The organism is Candidatus Pseudothioglobus sp. uisw_070 (assembly GCF_059512545.2).
Map to the genome: position 1 here is coordinate 447,806 of NZ_CM183456.2, position 14,263 is coordinate 462,068.

The 14,263-nt window shown below is 35.4% G+C and carries 17 protein-coding genes and 1 tRNA gene; 13 read left to right on the plus strand and 5 right to left on the minus strand.

The features are described from left to right. Position 1 precedes the first annotated feature (1 nt). On the plus strand, positions 2–1,534 hold the full coding sequence (gene dsrK / locus AC5YGD_RS02215) for a sulfate reduction electron transfer complex DsrMKJOP subunit DsrK (RefSeq protein WP_496141935.1): 1,533 nt from the start codon (positions 2–4) through the stop codon (positions 1,532–1,534). Between the two features lie 18 nt (positions 1,535–1,552). Here dsrK and AC5YGD_RS02220 read toward each other — a convergent pair whose 3' ends face one another. The 3 genes from AC5YGD_RS02220 to AC5YGD_RS02230 are packed head-to-tail and all read right to left on the minus strand — an operon-like array spanning position 1,553 to position 4,073. Beyond that, positions 1,553–2,695, minus strand: a complete 1,143-nt coding sequence (locus AC5YGD_RS02220) for an N-acetylmuramoyl-L-alanine amidase (protein WP_496141936.1) — start codon at positions 2,693–2,695, stop codon at positions 1,553–1,555. Continuing rightward, the gene (gene tsaE, locus AC5YGD_RS02225) at positions 2,680–3,138 is read right to left on the minus strand and encodes a tRNA (adenosine(37)-N6)-threonylcarbamoyltransferase complex ATPase subunit type 1 TsaE (protein WP_496141937.1); all 459 of its coding nucleotides are present in this window, start codon (positions 3,136–3,138) and stop codon (positions 2,680–2,682) included. Before tsaE ends, AC5YGD_RS02220 begins: the two co-directional genes overlap by 16 nt. Beyond that, positions 3,129–4,073, minus strand: a complete 945-nt coding sequence (locus AC5YGD_RS02230) for a calcium/sodium antiporter (RefSeq protein ID WP_496141939.1) — start codon at positions 4,071–4,073, stop codon at positions 3,129–3,131. Before AC5YGD_RS02230 ends, tsaE begins: the two co-directional genes overlap by 10 nt. 147 nt (positions 4,074–4,220) lie before the next feature. On the opposite strand from AC5YGD_RS02230, the gene AC5YGD_RS02235 reads away from it, so the two are divergent. From AC5YGD_RS02235 to AC5YGD_RS02265, 7 genes are all read left to right on the plus strand, one after another. Beyond that, on the plus strand, positions 4,221–4,940 hold the full coding sequence (locus AC5YGD_RS02235) for a uroporphyrinogen-III synthase (protein ID WP_496141940.1): 720 nt from the start codon (positions 4,221–4,223) through the stop codon (positions 4,938–4,940). Between the two features lie 60 nt (positions 4,941–5,000). Next, positions 5,001–5,441, plus strand: coding sequence for a hypothetical protein (locus AC5YGD_RS02240; protein WP_496141941.1), 441 nt, complete (start codon positions 5,001–5,003; stop codon positions 5,439–5,441). Between the two features lie 124 nt (positions 5,442–5,565). Continuing rightward, positions 5,566–5,784, plus strand: coding sequence for a translation initiation factor IF-1 (infA, locus tag AC5YGD_RS02245; protein ID WP_018402165.1), 219 nt, complete (start codon positions 5,566–5,568; stop codon positions 5,782–5,784). 110 nt (positions 5,785–5,894) lie between these two features. After that, positions 5,895–5,981: transfer RNA gene (locus tag AC5YGD_RS02250), tRNA-Leu, on the plus strand. Positions 5,982–6,003: 22 nt separating this feature from the next. After that, on the plus strand, positions 6,004–6,237 hold the full coding sequence (locus AC5YGD_RS02255) for an OadG family protein (RefSeq protein WP_271541590.1): 234 nt from the start codon (positions 6,004–6,006) through the stop codon (positions 6,235–6,237). A gap of 4 nt (positions 6,238–6,241) precedes the next feature. Next, on the plus strand, positions 6,242–8,038 hold the full coding sequence (gene oadA / locus AC5YGD_RS02260; RefSeq protein ID WP_496141942.1) for a sodium-extruding oxaloacetate decarboxylase subunit alpha: 1,797 nt from the start codon (positions 6,242–6,244) through the stop codon (positions 8,036–8,038). 2 nt (positions 8,039–8,040) lie between these two features. Beyond that, on the plus strand, positions 8,041–9,171 hold the full coding sequence (locus AC5YGD_RS02265) for a sodium ion-translocating decarboxylase subunit beta (protein WP_416652786.1): 1,131 nt from the start codon (positions 8,041–8,043) through the stop codon (positions 9,169–9,171). Positions 9,172–9,220: 49 nt separating this feature from the next. Here AC5YGD_RS02265 and AC5YGD_RS02270 read toward each other — a convergent pair whose 3' ends face one another. Together AC5YGD_RS02270 and AC5YGD_RS02275 are read right to left on the minus strand one after the other, a co-directional pair. After that, positions 9,221–9,898: an ATP-binding cassette domain-containing protein gene (locus AC5YGD_RS02270; protein ID WP_496141943.1), complete on the minus strand. Its 678-nt coding sequence runs from the start codon at positions 9,896–9,898 to the stop codon at positions 9,221–9,223. Beyond that, positions 9,891–11,126 (minus strand): lipoprotein-releasing ABC transporter permease subunit, encoded by a 1,236-nt coding sequence (locus tag AC5YGD_RS02275; RefSeq protein ID WP_496141944.1) that lies wholly within the window; start codon positions 11,124–11,126, stop codon positions 9,891–9,893. The genes AC5YGD_RS02270 and AC5YGD_RS02275 overlap by 8 nt, the downstream gene beginning before the upstream one ends. Before the next feature lie 53 nt (positions 11,127–11,179). Between AC5YGD_RS02275 and lpxK the strand changes: the two genes are divergently transcribed. Genes lpxK through AC5YGD_RS02300 form a run of 5 tightly spaced genes read left to right on the plus strand, consistent with a single transcriptional unit; the run spans position 11,180 to position 14,247 of the window. Then, entirely contained in the window at positions 11,180–12,148 is a 969-nt protein-coding gene (lpxK, locus tag AC5YGD_RS02280) for a tetraacyldisaccharide 4'-kinase (protein WP_496141945.1), read from the plus strand. Continuing rightward, on the plus strand, positions 12,145–12,315 hold the full coding sequence (locus tag AC5YGD_RS02285; RefSeq protein ID WP_416652793.1) for a Trm112 family protein: 171 nt from the start codon (positions 12,145–12,147) through the stop codon (positions 12,313–12,315). Before lpxK ends, AC5YGD_RS02285 begins: the two co-directional genes overlap by 4 nt. Next, positions 12,315–13,052, plus strand: a complete 738-nt coding sequence (gene kdsB / locus AC5YGD_RS02290) for a 3-deoxy-manno-octulosonate cytidylyltransferase (protein ID WP_496141946.1) — start codon at positions 12,315–12,317, stop codon at positions 13,050–13,052. Before AC5YGD_RS02285 ends, kdsB begins: the two co-directional genes overlap by 1 nt. After that, positions 13,049–13,882, plus strand: a complete 834-nt coding sequence (folD, locus tag AC5YGD_RS02295) for a bifunctional methylenetetrahydrofolate dehydrogenase/methenyltetrahydrofolate cyclohydrolase FolD (RefSeq protein ID WP_416652795.1) — start codon at positions 13,049–13,051, stop codon at positions 13,880–13,882. The genes kdsB and folD overlap by 4 nt, the downstream gene beginning before the upstream one ends. Next, positions 13,879–14,247: a glutathione S-transferase N-terminal domain-containing protein gene (locus AC5YGD_RS02300; RefSeq protein WP_496141947.1), complete on the plus strand. Its 369-nt coding sequence runs from the start codon at positions 13,879–13,881 to the stop codon at positions 14,245–14,247. The genes folD and AC5YGD_RS02300 overlap by 4 nt, the downstream gene beginning before the upstream one ends. Positions 14,248–14,263 lie beyond the last annotated feature (16 nt).

A 14,263-nucleotide genomic window follows, 5' to 3' on the forward strand; every position in this document is an offset into this window, starting at 1 on the left:
TATGTCTAAAAATAGTATTGAAAAACTTCCTACCTATCTTGCGATTCCGCCATTAAAAAAAGACTCAATGGCTGGTAAAGGGCCTTTTAAGGCGAGTATAGATATTCAAAAAGACCTAGGATTTCCAGGCGAAAAAATAGATAACTGGCAGCAAGTAGCAATCAATAAAATTGCGGAAACTAAATCCAAATATCGGTCTGTACAAGTATTTTTGGATTCCTGCATGAAGTGTGGTGTTTGTACTGATAAGTGCCACTATTATTTAGGAACGGCTGATCCTAAAAATATGCCAGTTGCTAGGCAAGATTTATTTAGAAGTGTTTATAGGAGGCACTTTACTTTTGCTGGGAAGTATTTTCCAAAACTAGTAGGTGCTAAAGACTTTGATGAGAATATGCTAGATGATTGGTATAACTATTTTCACCAGTGCTCACAATGTCGAAGATGTGCGGTATTCTGCCCGATTGGAATTGATACTGCTGAAATTTCAATGGCAGCTCGTGAGGTAATGAATGCAATTGGTGTGGGACAAAAATACCCGAATCAAATTTTAGGAAAAATTAATAAAATTGGCAATAATTTAGGGATGCCAGAGCCAGCTCTTAGAGATACTTTAGCTGACTTAGAGGAGGAGATTGAAGAGGAGACTGGTGTCAGTGTTAAGTTGCCTCTTGATATTAAAAATTCTGTAGTTTTAATGGTCACTCCTTCAGCAGACTTCTTTGCTGAACCCCATATTGATGGGCTTATTGGTTATGCTAAAGTTTTTCATCAAAGTGGTGTAAGCTGGACATTAAGTTCTTATGCCTCTGAGGCTGCAAATTTTGGGATGTTTATTGGTAACTATGATGTTATGAGGCAGGGAGCATTGAGAATTCGTAAGGCAGCACTTGACTTGAATGTTAAACGTGTTGTGGTTGGTGAGTGTGGACATGCATGGCGAGTAGCTTACAGTTTTTGGAATACCCTTACTGGCTTGGGTAGTGGAGGGAGTGATGAATATTCATTAAAACTTCAAAACCAATTAGATAGTAATTATCCTCAGCCACAACATATGATTGAATTTACGTATGATTTAATCCAAAGAGATAAATTGTCATTTGACAAGTCCAAAAATGATCATCGAGTTGTAACTTTTCATGACTCATGTAATGTTGCGCGTGGAAGTAATATGGGCGATATTGAAAATGGCCAGTTTATTCTTCCAAGAGAGGTCATTAAGGCCGCATGTAATAACTTTTCAGATATGCATAAATCCACAATAAAGTCTGCTACCTTTTGTTGTGGCGGCGGCGGCGGACTTCTTACCGATGATCTTATTGATTTAAGAATAAAGGGAGCAAAACCAAGAATGCATGCCCTAAAGCAAAGTGAACAAGACAATGGCGTAAACACATTGGCTGCAATCTGCGCTATATGTAAATCACAGTTTTCTAAGGTACTACCTAATTATGATTTTGATCCATACATGATTGTAAGTGTTCATCAATTAGTAAGTGATGCAATTATTTTAACTAAAGATTCAGAAACTTGAGCTAGAAGCTATAAATAACTATTCTAGTTTTTGGTAGTAATTAAGTATTCCTTGATATATTGAGGCCGCAATCTTTTGCTGCTGCTTGTTATTGGTTAAACGTTTCTCTTGAGTTGGGTTTGATATGAAGGCAGTTTCAACTAAAACTGAAGGTATAGCGGGAGATTTTAGAACTACAAAGTTAGCCTTTTGAGGTACTTTTTTATGGATTGGCCCAATTTTTTCAAGTTCACCGATTATCTCCTTGGCAAGGTTAAATGATTGCATGTCTCGATCTTTTCTTGAAAAATCTGTCAAAATATTTTTCAAAAATTGATCATTATCAATTACAGTTTCAACGCCTCCAAACTGATCCACTAGATTTTGAGATTGTTCTAACTGTTTAGCTAGTTTGCTGTTATTTCCTTTCTCACTTAAGGTGTAGATAGAAGCACCTTTCGCAGTTGTACTTTCTACAGAATCTGCGTGAATAGAAATAAACATGGTAGCATTTTCTTTTTGCGCTATTGTTATTCTTTTAGTCAGCGGTATATAGTAGTCTCCACTCCTAGTCAGAATAGCTTTTAGATCGCTATTTTTATTAATAATTGCTACAAGTTTTTTGGCAATTGCTAAATTTACAGACTTTTCTTGTGATTTATTTTTACCAATAGCTCCTGAATCTTCACCGCCATGACCAGGATCAACTAAGATAATTTTTTGACTTATTTGAGCTGATTTTTCTATATTTTTTACTGCTTTTGTAACTTTTATGTCTTGTGTTTTTTCCTGAGACTCGAGGTCAATAATATCTACTACGAGTCGATGAAACTTATATTTTGTGTTAGGCTTAAGGGTGAAGTGCTTTACTCTGAATTTTTTATTAATATGCACGATTAACTTAATAGTTTTTTTATCACGTTTTATAAGAACTTTTTTTATCCTGTCATCCTTAAAAAAAATATTTGAAAAAGTTTCAGACAATACTTCAGCATCATCAAAACTGATAATCACTACCTTGTCAGTGTTGGTTATATTAAAGAGAGTGTCCTGCTCTTTATCAATAACAATTCGAGTTTGATCCGGCGCTGTCCAGTATCTAAAATCATAGAGTGTAGTCTTTTCTTCACTAAATGAAGAGGTAGCAAATACAGCAATAATCAAACTTATCCAATAGCGCATTCTAAAATTAATTTTCCTATTTTAGTTTGAAACGTGATATTTACTGTTCTTATGTCGCCATTTCCACTAATATTGATAGATAAATCAGAGTGTGCAATAGCACCTTTGCCTAACTCTGGCCACTCGATCAGTTGAAGGCTTTTTGGTTTAAGGTATTCACGAATACCAATGTACTCTAATTCCTCAGGATCACTAAGTCGGTAGCAATCAAAATGGTGAATATCTATTGATTCATTTTGATAACTTTCAACTAAAGTATAAGTGGGGCTTTTAACTTTATCAAACCCAAAGTGCCCAATAAAACTTTGCGCTAGCGTAGTTTTTCCAGCCCCAAGATCACCAATTAAGTATATTACGCATGAGTTTTGTAAGTCAGAGCAGCATTGAGCAAGCTTTTTAGCAAGCTCTTGGGTTTCTTGAAGATTTTTAAGAACTAAATCCAAAACAATTGATACAAATAAATAGCCAATGCAGTTAATAGAATGAAGCCACCAAAACGACTAATTTTAAGTCTCATCGAGAGAATGAGAACTAGAAGAGTAAACATTAGCATAAAGAGGTAGTCACGACTCATTACTTCTGTTGGAATTTGAAAAGGCAGAATTAAACCTGGAATTGCAAGGACTCCAAGAGTATTAAAAAGATTTGATCCAATAATATTTCCAATAACCATTTGATGTTGCTTTTTCAATGCGCTACTTATAGAAACTGCAAGTTCAGGAAGGCTTGTTCCAAGAGCTACAACGGTTAGGCCAATAATTAGGTCACTAACACCAAAGGATAGTGCAAGACTAGTTCCGCCCCAGACTACAAGACGTGCACTAGAAACTAATATAATAAGAGACACAATTAAGAGGAGCCAAGTTCTTCCCTTATCATTTTTCTGCGAGTTATTTTCGAGACTATCATTATCACTATCAGTTAGGTTATTTTTCTTAGATTCTCTAAATACATTAATAAGGAATAGTGTTAATAAGGATATGAGTATCAAGCTATCGGTAAAACTTAAAAAACCGTCTAATAATAAAAAACCTACAATTAGAGTTGATAAAAATAAGAATAACCATTCCTTTTTTAATACAGATTTTTCAACTGTAATTGGAAGGATAATTGCTGTAACTCCAAGAACTAAGCCTATATTTAAAATGTTTGAACCAAATGCATTTCCTATACTCATCTCAGGGTGACCATCATATGCTGCAAGGCCAGAGACTAACATTTCAGGAGCTGACGTGCCAAATCCAAAAATGAGTAGGCCAATGACTAGAGGCGAGATGTTAAATATTCGTGCAATTTTGGCGCCATTATCAGTGAAAGTATCTGCGCTCCACATTAGTAAGATAAAGCCCGCTAGCAGAGATAAAATTGGTAGTAACATTTAGTTATATAGAATGATTATGGTGTCTATTATAAAGTTATCTAAGTTAGAATTTAGAAAACAGAACTTCTAATTTAGTAATAATAGATTAATGTTTTTTAATAAACATTAAAGACAATCTCAAAAGCATGTATTTATAATGAGTCAATGATACTTATAACTCGACCATTAGCTCAGACTGCAAATCTTAAAATGCTTTTAGAAGCATCTGATATTGAGTATGCGTTTTTCCCCACTTTTGAAGTAAAAAAAATAAGATCTGAAGTTTTAAAGCAGCATTATGACGTCATTATTTTTATAAGTGTTAATGCGGTTAGCTTTGCCGAAGATTACTTTAATAAAATCTTTACTGGGGCACATAAGGTATTTGCAGTGGGCCCCATTACTGCTAAAAGATTAATTGATAAAGATATTAAAGTTGATTGTTTTCCTAAATTTAATGCTTCAAGTATGGAGTTATTGGCAATGCAAAAGTGCTCAGAGTTGATTGATAAGAGAATTCTAATTGTTAGAGGAAAGGGTGGGTCAGAAACTTTAAAGGATAATTTGGGAAAATTTAATCAGGTTGATTATCTTGAAGTTTATGAGCGAGTGCCTTGTGAGTTTTCATCACTTCATGCTGAGTCGATTAAGGTATTTTTAGATTCTACAAATGGTGTGCTAATGGCAGGCAGTAATGAAAGCCTTTCCAACATTGTTCGCCTACTGAATTTTGATTCATCTGATACTTTTAATAAATTTAAGACTAGAAAACTTATTGTTTTTAGTCAAAAAATTAAGGTTCTGGCAGAGAGTCTAGGTTTTGAAAATATAAAAGTCACACTAAATCCTTCTGACCAAGATCTAATAAATGAATTAATAATTTAAAAAAAACTCACAAGTAGAAAATGATTGGGTAACATACATTAAACTATATCTGGAGTTCAAGTGATTAGATTCGGTATTTCATGGGTAGCACGCTTACTAGGCGTCAGTGGTTTTACCGTCCAACAACCAACAACTCGTGGCTCCCTCCAAGATTTAAATATTTCTGAAAGGATTATTCCCTTTAATCCTAGCAATTTAGCTGTTCATGATTTTGATGATTCAGAAGCTACACGTCACTTAAGGCGCTTTCAAGATACTCAGGTCAAATTAAGTCATGGAGAGCAAGTTAGTGATGCCACTAATGGTCAAGATCTAGTATCTGTAATTGCTACTTTGAAATCAAAATTATATCAAGAGTCTATCAAAAGCAAGCATTACACGAATGCTTTTAATGAGTTAAATGAGAGGTTAGTTGAGTTAGAAAAAATCGTACAGCCTGGTAAGAAAACTGACTTTCAAAAGCTCCAGGGCTGGGTTCATTCAAAAAGACACTTCCATTAATCTTTAATCTTTAGTTTTTATTACTATTGATGAGTCGCTCTCGACTTGATTCATTTTGTAAAAATGAAAAGTAATTAGGTATAATGCTACTTGGTTTTTAAATTAATATTCTTATTAAATAAATATGTCAAAAAGTGATTACATTGAGTTAGAAGGCGTCGTAAAAGAAAAATTACCTAATACAACTTTTAAAGTTGAATTAGAAAATGGACACAGCGTTCTTGCTCATATTTCTGGAAAGATTCGTAAGCACTACATACGCATACTACCTGGCGACAAGGTAACTGTTGAAATGACTCCTTATGACCTAACTAAAGGAAGAATTACCTTCAGACACAAATAAATGTTTTCTAACATTGAGGTTTTTGACTATATATAATCTCAATTTGATATGAATTTTATTAAAAAAATAGTTTCAGAAATTCTGAGATAATATTTTCAAGCCATAGATAAGCCAGTGTGGTGGAATTGGTAGACACGCCGGATTCAAAATCCGGTTCCTTCACGGGAGTGCCGGTTCGAGCCCGGCCACTGGTACCAAACTTGTTTAGGACTAAATAAAATGGACAACAACTTTGTAAGTGAAGCGCTGAATTTAACCATGTTTGGGATGGGATTCGTTTTTGTTTTTCTTGCTTTGATGGTTTTCGTCACAAATGTAATGTCCTTGCTTGTTGCAAAAATTCAACCCGCAACTAACGATGCTTCAGCATTGGATTCTGATCCAATAATTGAGATTGATGAAAAAACAAGAGCAATTATTGAGGCAGCAATAAAAATGCATACACAGAGATAACTATATGTCTAACAAAGAAAATAATAAACCAGTCCAAATAACTGAGCTAGTTCTTAGGGATGGACATCAATCACTTTTTGCAACTAGAATGCGAATTGATGACATGCTTCCTATTGCAGAAAAATTAGACAAAATAGGTTATTGGTCAATGGAGTCTTGGGGTGGTGCTACTTTTGATGCTTGTATTCGTTTTCTTGGAGAAGATCCTTGGGAGAGAATACGTGAAATCAAAAAAGTTATGCCTAACACTCCTCAACAAATGCTTCTTAGGGCCCAAAATTTGTTGGGTTACCGTCACTATAGTGACGATGTAGTTAGAAAATTTGTTGATCGATGCGCCGATAATGGTGTTGGTGTCTTAAGAATATTTGACGCGATGAATGATACGCGCAATCTTAAAATTGCCATTGATCAAACAGTTAAAGTTGGCCAGCATGCTCAAGGTACGATTTCATATACAGTGAGTCCAGTCCATACAACTGAATTATGGATTGAGATGGCTAAAAAAATTGAAGATATGGGTGCACATTCATTGTGCATTAAGGATATGGCTGGCTTATTACAGCCTTATGTTGCATATGATTTAGTTAAAAAATTAAAAAAAGCGATTGATATTCCTATTCAGCTGCATGCTCATGCAACTACTGGTCTCTCTACTGCTTGCATTATCAAAGCAGTTGAAGCTGGGATTGATCGAGTTGATACCTGTATTGGTTCGATGAGTATGACTTACAGCCATTCTGCAACTAACTCTGTTGTTTCTATTTTAGAGGCGAGCCCACGTAAAACTGGCCTAGACTTAAAAAAACTTGAAGAAATTGATCAGTACTTTAAGCCAATCAGAGCTAAATATGCTAAGTTTGAGGGGTCACTTAAGGGTGTCGATTCAAGAATTCTTACATCTCAAGTTCCAGGCGGTATGCTGACTAATATGGAAAGCCAATTAAAAGAGCAAAATGCACTTGATAAAATGGACGAAGTTTTGTTGGAGATACCTCGAGTTCGAAAAGATTTAGGTTACATACCTTTAGTAACTCCTACTTCTCAGATTGTAGGTACTCAATCCGTGCTCAATGTTCTAACTGGTGAGCGCTATAAAACTATTACCAGAGAATCAGCTGGAATACTTAAAGGTGAGTATGGTTCTGCTCCTGCCCCAGTAAACAAAGAACTTCAGGAGAGAGTCTTGGAGGGCGCAGAAGCAATTACTTGTAGGCCTGCAGATAATATTGAGCCTGAGCTGGATGTTCTTGAATCTGAGTTTGATAAGCTTGTTTTAGAGAAGGGTATTAGAGTAGCAGATGAGAAAATTGATGATTTATTGACTTATGCTCTATTTCCTCAGGTGGGAATTAAGTTCTTAGAAAATAGAGATAATCCAGATTTCTTTGAGCCAGTTCCACAGGCGCCAATCAGTTCTTCAACTTCCGAGGAAGATGAAGGAATATATACTGTTTCATTTAAAGGGCAGTCTTACACAGTTAACGTTTCAGCAGGCGGCACGATAAAATCTGTGGGCACTTCCTCAGATACTTCAGAATTAAGTTCCGAAGACTCACAAGTCAGTTCAGAGCCTTTGGTGAATGGAAAAGAGGATATTTCAGCGCCACTATCGGGCACTATTTGGAAAATCTTAGTTAGTCCTAATCAGAATGTTAAAAAAGGCGATACTTTGCTTATTTTAGAGGCTATGAAGATGGAAACTGAGATCAAAGCAACACAATCTGGTGTTGTTTTAAATGTTGGCGTTAAAGAGGGTGATGCGGTAACTGTTGGTCAACTCCTTCTTTCTTTAGGTTAACTATGGAACAACTAAAGCTACTTTGGGTTAATACAGGCCTTTATCAGATGGATTGGGGCCAAGGTCTTATGCTTCTTGTGGGCATCCTGTTAATCTATCTAGCAATTGTAAAAAAATTCGAACCTCTTTTACTTCTGCCTATTGGGTTTGGCGCTCTTTTAAGCAATATTCCAGGCGCTAATTTAGCTATTGATGGTGGAATTTTGCATCTATTCTACGTTGTTGGTATTGAGTCTGGCGCGTTTCCTTTGATCATTTTTATGGGTGTTGGCGCTTTAACAGATTTTGGCCCACTTCTTGCAAATCCTAAAACTCTTTTACTTGGAGCTGCTGCTCAGTTTGGAATTTTTGCGACACTTTTAGGGGCAGTAGGATTATCAGTAATTGGTGTATTTGACTTTAGCTTGAAGCAAGCTGCTGCAATTGGAATTATTGGGGGTGCTGATGGTCCAACATCTATTTATGTTGCTTCAATTCTTGCACCAGAATTACTCGGAGCAATTGCTGTTGCTTCGTATTCATATATGGCATTAGTTCCTCTAATTCAACCGCCAATTATGAGAGCGATGACTACTGAAAAAGAAAGAAAAATTAAGATGGTTCAGTTACGTGAGGTCTCTAAGGTTGAAAAAATTATATTCCCAATTATTTTGTTATTACTTGTTGCTCTTCTTCTGCCTGCAGCAGCTCCTCTATTAGGTATGTTTGCTTTTGGTAATTTAATGAAAGAATCTGGAGTTGTTGATCGCTTGAGCGATACTACTCAGAATGCTTTGATTAATATAGTAACGATTTTTCTTGGCCTTGCAGTAGGGTCAAAGCTAATGGCAGATAAGTTTCTTCAACTTGATACTTTAGGAATTTTATTGCTTGGCTTAGTTGCCTTCTCTATTGGTACTATGTGCGGACTTCTCATGGCGAAACTAATGAACGTATTTAGTAAAAATAAAATTAACCCATTAATTGGCTCTGCAGGAGTTTCAGCAGTTCCAATGGCTGCACGTGTCTCTAACAAAGTTGGCCTTGAAGCTGATTCAAATAATTTCCTTCTTATGCATGCAATGGGGCCTAATGTTGCAGGTGTTATAGGGTCAGCAATCGCTGCAGGCATAATGATTCAATTTCTAGGTTAGTAAAAAATTTAGAACCCTTACGTTTTTAACCCCATAAAACAAACTAGCTTTACGTTTCGTTTATTTCGCCATTAGTTAAGGTAAGCTTTCTACTCATTTTATTTGCAATAGACAGGTCATGAGTAACAATTAACAGTGCGGAAGTTTTATCTGTGTTTAGCTCTATGATAAGTTCTAAGACGTCCTTTGCATTTGCCGCATCTAGGTTACCTGTTGGCTCATCTGCCAAGAGACAAGTTGGTTCAGTTATCATAGCTCTTGCAATTGCAACCCTTTGCCTTTCTCCACCTGACAGCTCTGATGGCTTATGATTCAATCGATTTTCTAGCCCAACCTTTGTTAATATTTTTTTAGATTTTAAGAGTGCACCGCCTTTATCAACACCCATGATTAACAAAGGCAAGGCAACGTTATATAATGATGAAAAATCATTTAGTAAGTGATGAAATTGATAAACAAAGCCAAGATTTTTCGCTCGCAACTCTGTCCTATCTTTTTCGCTAATTTTTGAAATATTGGTATTAGCGATGAGCACATCACCATCAGTAGGAGAATCAAGGCCAGCCATTAAATTAAGTAGCGTTGATTTTCCACATCCTGATTGACCAATAATTGCAGTTGTTTCTCCAGACTTAATTTCAAAATTTAAATTTTTTAAAACAGATGTTTGATTATTACCCTCATTATATGAAAAGCTAACAGAGCGACATTCAATTATATTACTCATGTCTTAAAACCTCTGAAATATTAACCTTTCCAGCACGTTTTGCTGGATAAATAGCAGCAATAATTACTAATATAAAAGCTCCCAGAACAATACTAACCACATCACTTAGTAGAATTTTTGATGGAAATCGGCTAATATAAAATAAATCTTTAGGGAAAAATTGGAAGCCAATAATACTTTCAATTCCAGAAATTACAGACTCGATATTAAGAGCCAATAGTAACCCAAGAATTGTTCCTATAGTAATACCAATAAAACCAATACTGAGGCCTTGGTAGAAGAATATTCTAACAATTCTTTTTGGAGTCATTCCGATGGTTCTTAGAATTGCAATGTCAGACTTTTTGTCATTAACCACCATAACCATCATAGTTACTATATTAAAAGCAGCAATAGCAATTATCAAAGAAAGAATAATTGCAATCATTTGCTTTTCAAGATTTAAAGCTCTAATAAAGTTTCGCTGTTGTTGCATCCAATCAACCCCATAATAACCATTCCCGAGCGATTTAATTACACTAGCTGTAATTTTATTAGCTTCAAATAAGTCGTCTACTTTAAGGCGAATTCCAGATACTTGATTTCCAAGAGCAAATAAATCTTGAGCGTCATAAAGGTGTATAAATGCAAGATTATTGTTAAAATCATTTACGCCAGCATTAAATATACCACTCACTGTATAAGCTTGTGACTGGGGGACTAGTTTACCAATTGAATTTCTAGAGGGGGCTATCAGAGTAAGCTTATCCCCAATCCCTGTTCCCATTAGTGTTGCAAGGCCAACACCAATTAATATTGATGAATCGTCTTCATTAAGGCTAAGGCTTCCATATTTAATATCATCTAATAAGGCAGAGGTTGTTGATTCTAAATCTATAAGGATGCCTCTAACACTAATGCCTTGTGAGGCATTTTTTGAAGTCATTAAGGCAAAGTCTTCAACAAAAGGCGAGGATGCAATAATCTGGTCCTGTGTGTCAATTTTTTTTCTAAGATCTTGCCAATTATCGAGAGTATCATCAGTTTCTGTTATGTAGGAGTGAGAAATCGTGTTTAAAACTCGATTTGTTAACTCTTCATGAAAGCCGTTCATTACTGACAAGACAGTAATAAGAGACATAACAGCTAGAACAAGACCAACCATAGAAACGCCAGAAATAAAAGAAACAAAGCCTTTTTTTCGATTGGATCTTAAATATTGGTTAGAAATATGAAATTCAACACTCATGGTCGGAATATTTTGTCATAATTAATGTTTTAAAAGTGATTAAAATTATCAAAATGCTAAGTATTACAAGTTTTATCAATCACAGTAAGTTTGGCCTGGTTAATTTTTTGCTTTTGCCTTTTTCCGTTATTTTTTTCATTTTTAGTTATATACGTCTTTGTCTTTACAAAGTAAGGTTATTAAAAGTAAGCGTGTCATCAGTTCCAGTTATTGTTATAGGCAATATAACAGCAGGTGGAACTGGAAAGACGCCAATTGTAATTGCAGTCGCTAATTATTTTGCATCTCGCAATAAAATGGTAGGAGTTGTTTCCAGGGGCTATGGTGGAGAGTACGCTCAAGAATCATTAGAGGTTACTTCGAAAAGTGATCCAATTGATTGCGGTGATGAGCCTTTGTTAATAAAGCAACAAACTGAAGCTTTTGTTGTAGTGGCTAAAAAAAGAAGCAATGCAGTAAAATTTTTAACTGAAAACTATTCAGTAGATTTAATTATTAGTGATGATGGTCTTCAGCATTATGCTATGGGACGCAATATTGAAATTGTAGTTATAGATGGACACAAGCGATTAGGAAATGGCTGGCTTCTTCCAGCAGGACCTCTAAGAGAATCAAAAAAAAGGCTCAAGTCAGTTGATTTTATTATCAATAATGGTTCGCATATGGAAGGAGAGATATCAAGCAAAATTGAAGCAAACTGTTATATTAATCTAGCTACTAATGAAAAAAAAGATCTTGATTTTTTTAAAAGTAAAAAATGCTTTGCTATCGCTGGAATTGGAAATCCAGATAATTTTTATTCATTACTTGAGGAGCTTGGAGTTAATTTAATTACTAAAACATTTGCAGATCATCATAAATTTATTGAGAAGGATTTCGAATTTAAGGGTGATTATCCAATCTTAATGACAGCCAAGGATTGTGTAAAATGTAAACAGTTTGCAAGAAGCCAAATGTGGTATTTGTCTGTGGATGCAAAAATTAGTTCTGACTTTTATCAGCAACTCGAGTCTAAATTATGATTGACGAAAATTTATTAAAAATGTTAGTTTGCCCAGAAAGTAAAGCGCCTCTTAAGTTAGTTGGTGAAGAATTAGTGTGTGAAAAAAGTCAGTTAGCCTATCCTATCATCGATGGCATTCCGATTCTGCTTTTAGAAGAGGCTCGAAAAACTAATTCTGAAAAGTAATGGATTTTTCAGTAATTATTCCTGCTCGATATGCCTCAAGCCGTTTACCGGCAAAGCTACTAGAAAAAATAAATGGCAAAACACTTATTGAACATACTTATTCAAATGCAGTTATGAGTTCTGCTAAGCGTGTAATTATTGCAACGGATGATGAAAGAATAAGCAAGGTTGCTAAGGATTTTGGTGCTGAAGTTTGTATGACTGACTCAAGTCACACATCTGGTACTTCTCGCTTATCAGAGGCAGTCACCTCGCTAGATTTTAATGAGGATGAAGTGGTTGTTAATGTTCAGGGTGATGAGCCCATGATGAGTCCTAATGCAATAAATCAAGTTGCTTCTAACTTGATTAAAAGTGGAATGAGTGTTGCAACGTTGTGCGAAAAAATTGAAAGTGAAGAGTCTTACTTTGATTTAAATTGCGTTAAAGTCGTATATAATTCGCGCGGCAACGCATTGTACTTCTCAAGATCACCGATTCCTGCTTTTAGGAATAGTAGTGAGATTAATTTGGATTTTTGTTTTCGCCATGTTGGCTTATATGCATATCGAGTTAGTTTTTTAAAGCAATATTTACAAATGGGTAAATCTGAGTTAGAACTCGCTGAGAAATTGGAGCAGTTAACTATATTAAACCAAGGAATCGATATTAATGTTGATATTTCTTGCGCTCCAACTGGCTATGGTATTGATACAGAATTTGATTTGAAAAAAGTTAAAGAGGAATTAAAAAAATGAATATTATTGATGGAAAAGAGATTGCAAAAAATCTGCGTTTAAAAATTGCTGAAGAAGTAAAAATGCTTGAACGACCTCCTGGTCTTGCTGTAATTTTAGTAGGTGAAGACCCTGCCTCAGCAGTCTATGTAAGAAATAAAGAGCTAGCATGTAAGCAGGCAGGATTTTTTTCAGATAAGATTATTAAATCAGAGAATATTACAGAAGAACAGTTATTAGAAGAGGTGGAGAGACTTAACAATAATCCTTATATAGATGGCATTTTAGTGCAGCTTCCGTTGCCTAAACATATAGATGCAAATAAAGTTATTGAGCACATCTCACCATATAAGGATGTTGATGGATTCCACAGTGAAAATATTGGAAAGTTAATGCAAAATAAATCCCATTTAAGGCCATGCACTCCAAAGGGCGTTATGACTATGTTGGCATCAGTTGATTGTAAGGTGGAAGGTATGAATTGTGTAGTTATTGGTGCTTCAAATATTGTCGGTAGGCCAATGGCAATGGAGCTTCTAAATGCGCGAGGAACTGTAACTATTTGCAATAGTAAAACTAAAAATGTAGCTGAAAAAGTTAGGCAAGCTGACATTGTTGTTGTAGGTGTTGGAATTCCAGAAATGGTCAAAGGTGACTGGGTTAAAGATGGAGCTATCGTTATAGATATAGGTATTAATCGATTGGAAGATGGCTCTCTAGTTGGAGATGTAGACTTTGATGCAGTCAAAGATAAAGCTGGAGCTATAACGCCAGTTCCTGGTGGAGTTGGGCCAATGACTATTGCAACGCTTTTAGAAAACACATTGATAGCTTACAGGCAAAGTTTATGAGATTTTTTCTAAGATTGTTAAGAGAAGGCTCTGGTAGAGTATTGATATTAATTGACTGGTTATTTAAGCCTTCAGTAGTAAAAAGAAATGATGAAGAGCAAGCTAAGGTTGACCAAGAAACAAAAATTCTAAAGCTTTATCAGTTCTATGCTTGCCCATTTTGCGTTAAGACTAGAAGAGCAATTAAACGTTTAAATCTTAAAGTTGAGACTCGTGATGCTCAAACTGCCGGGCAATTCAGAAAAGAGCTGGAAATAAGTGGTGGAAAGATTAAGGTTCCATGCTTAAAGCTAGAGGGTGCTGGCGAAACTACTTGGATTTATGAATCGAATGATATTATTAAGTACCTGGATGAGCGCTTTTAATAAACCATTTAATTTT

Coding starts and splice junctions, on each gene's coding strand:
- oadA (WP_496141942.1), top strand. CDS start 6,242: ATGTCTAACAAAGAAAATAATAAACCAGTCCAAATAACTGAGCTAGTT.
- AC5YGD_RS02235 (WP_496141940.1), top strand. CDS start 4,221: ATGATACTTATAACTCGACCATTAGCTCAGACTGCAAATCTTAAAATG.
- kdsB (WP_496141946.1), top strand. CDS start 12,315: ATGGATTTTTCAGTAATTATTCCTGCTCGATATGCCTCAAGCCGTTTA.
- AC5YGD_RS02270 (WP_496141943.1), bottom strand. CDS start 9,898: ATGAGTAATATAATTGAATGTCGCTCTGTTAGCTTTTCATATAATGAG.
- AC5YGD_RS02300 (WP_496141947.1), top strand. CDS start 13,879: ATGAGATTTTTTCTAAGATTGTTAAGAGAAGGCTCTGGTAGAGTATTG.
- lpxK (WP_496141945.1), top strand. CDS start 11,180: ATGCTAAGTATTACAAGTTTTATCAATCACAGTAAGTTTGGCCTGGTT.
- AC5YGD_RS02275 (WP_496141944.1), bottom strand. CDS start 11,126: ATGAGTGTTGAATTTCATATTTCTAACCAATATTTAAGATCCAATCGA.
- dsrK (WP_496141935.1), top strand. CDS start 2: ATGTCTAAAAATAGTATTGAAAAACTTCCTACCTATCTTGCGATTCCG.
- AC5YGD_RS02265 (WP_416652786.1), top strand. CDS start 8,041: ATGGAACAACTAAAGCTACTTTGGGTTAATACAGGCCTTTATCAGATG.
- folD (WP_416652795.1), top strand. CDS start 13,049: ATGAATATTATTGATGGAAAAGAGATTGCAAAAAATCTGCGTTTAAAA.
- AC5YGD_RS02220 (WP_496141936.1), bottom strand. CDS start 2,695: ATGCGCTATTGGATAAGTTTGATTATTGCTGTATTTGCTACCTCTTCA.
- AC5YGD_RS02285 (WP_416652793.1), top strand. CDS start 12,145: ATGATTGACGAAAATTTATTAAAAATGTTAGTTTGCCCAGAAAGTAAA.
- AC5YGD_RS02230 (WP_496141939.1), bottom strand. CDS start 4,073: ATGTTACTACCAATTTTATCTCTGCTAGCGGGCTTTATCTTACTAATG.
- infA (WP_018402165.1), top strand. CDS start 5,566: ATGTCAAAAAGTGATTACATTGAGTTAGAAGGCGTCGTAAAAGAAAAA.
- AC5YGD_RS02255 (WP_271541590.1), top strand. CDS start 6,004: ATGGACAACAACTTTGTAAGTGAAGCGCTGAATTTAACCATGTTTGGG.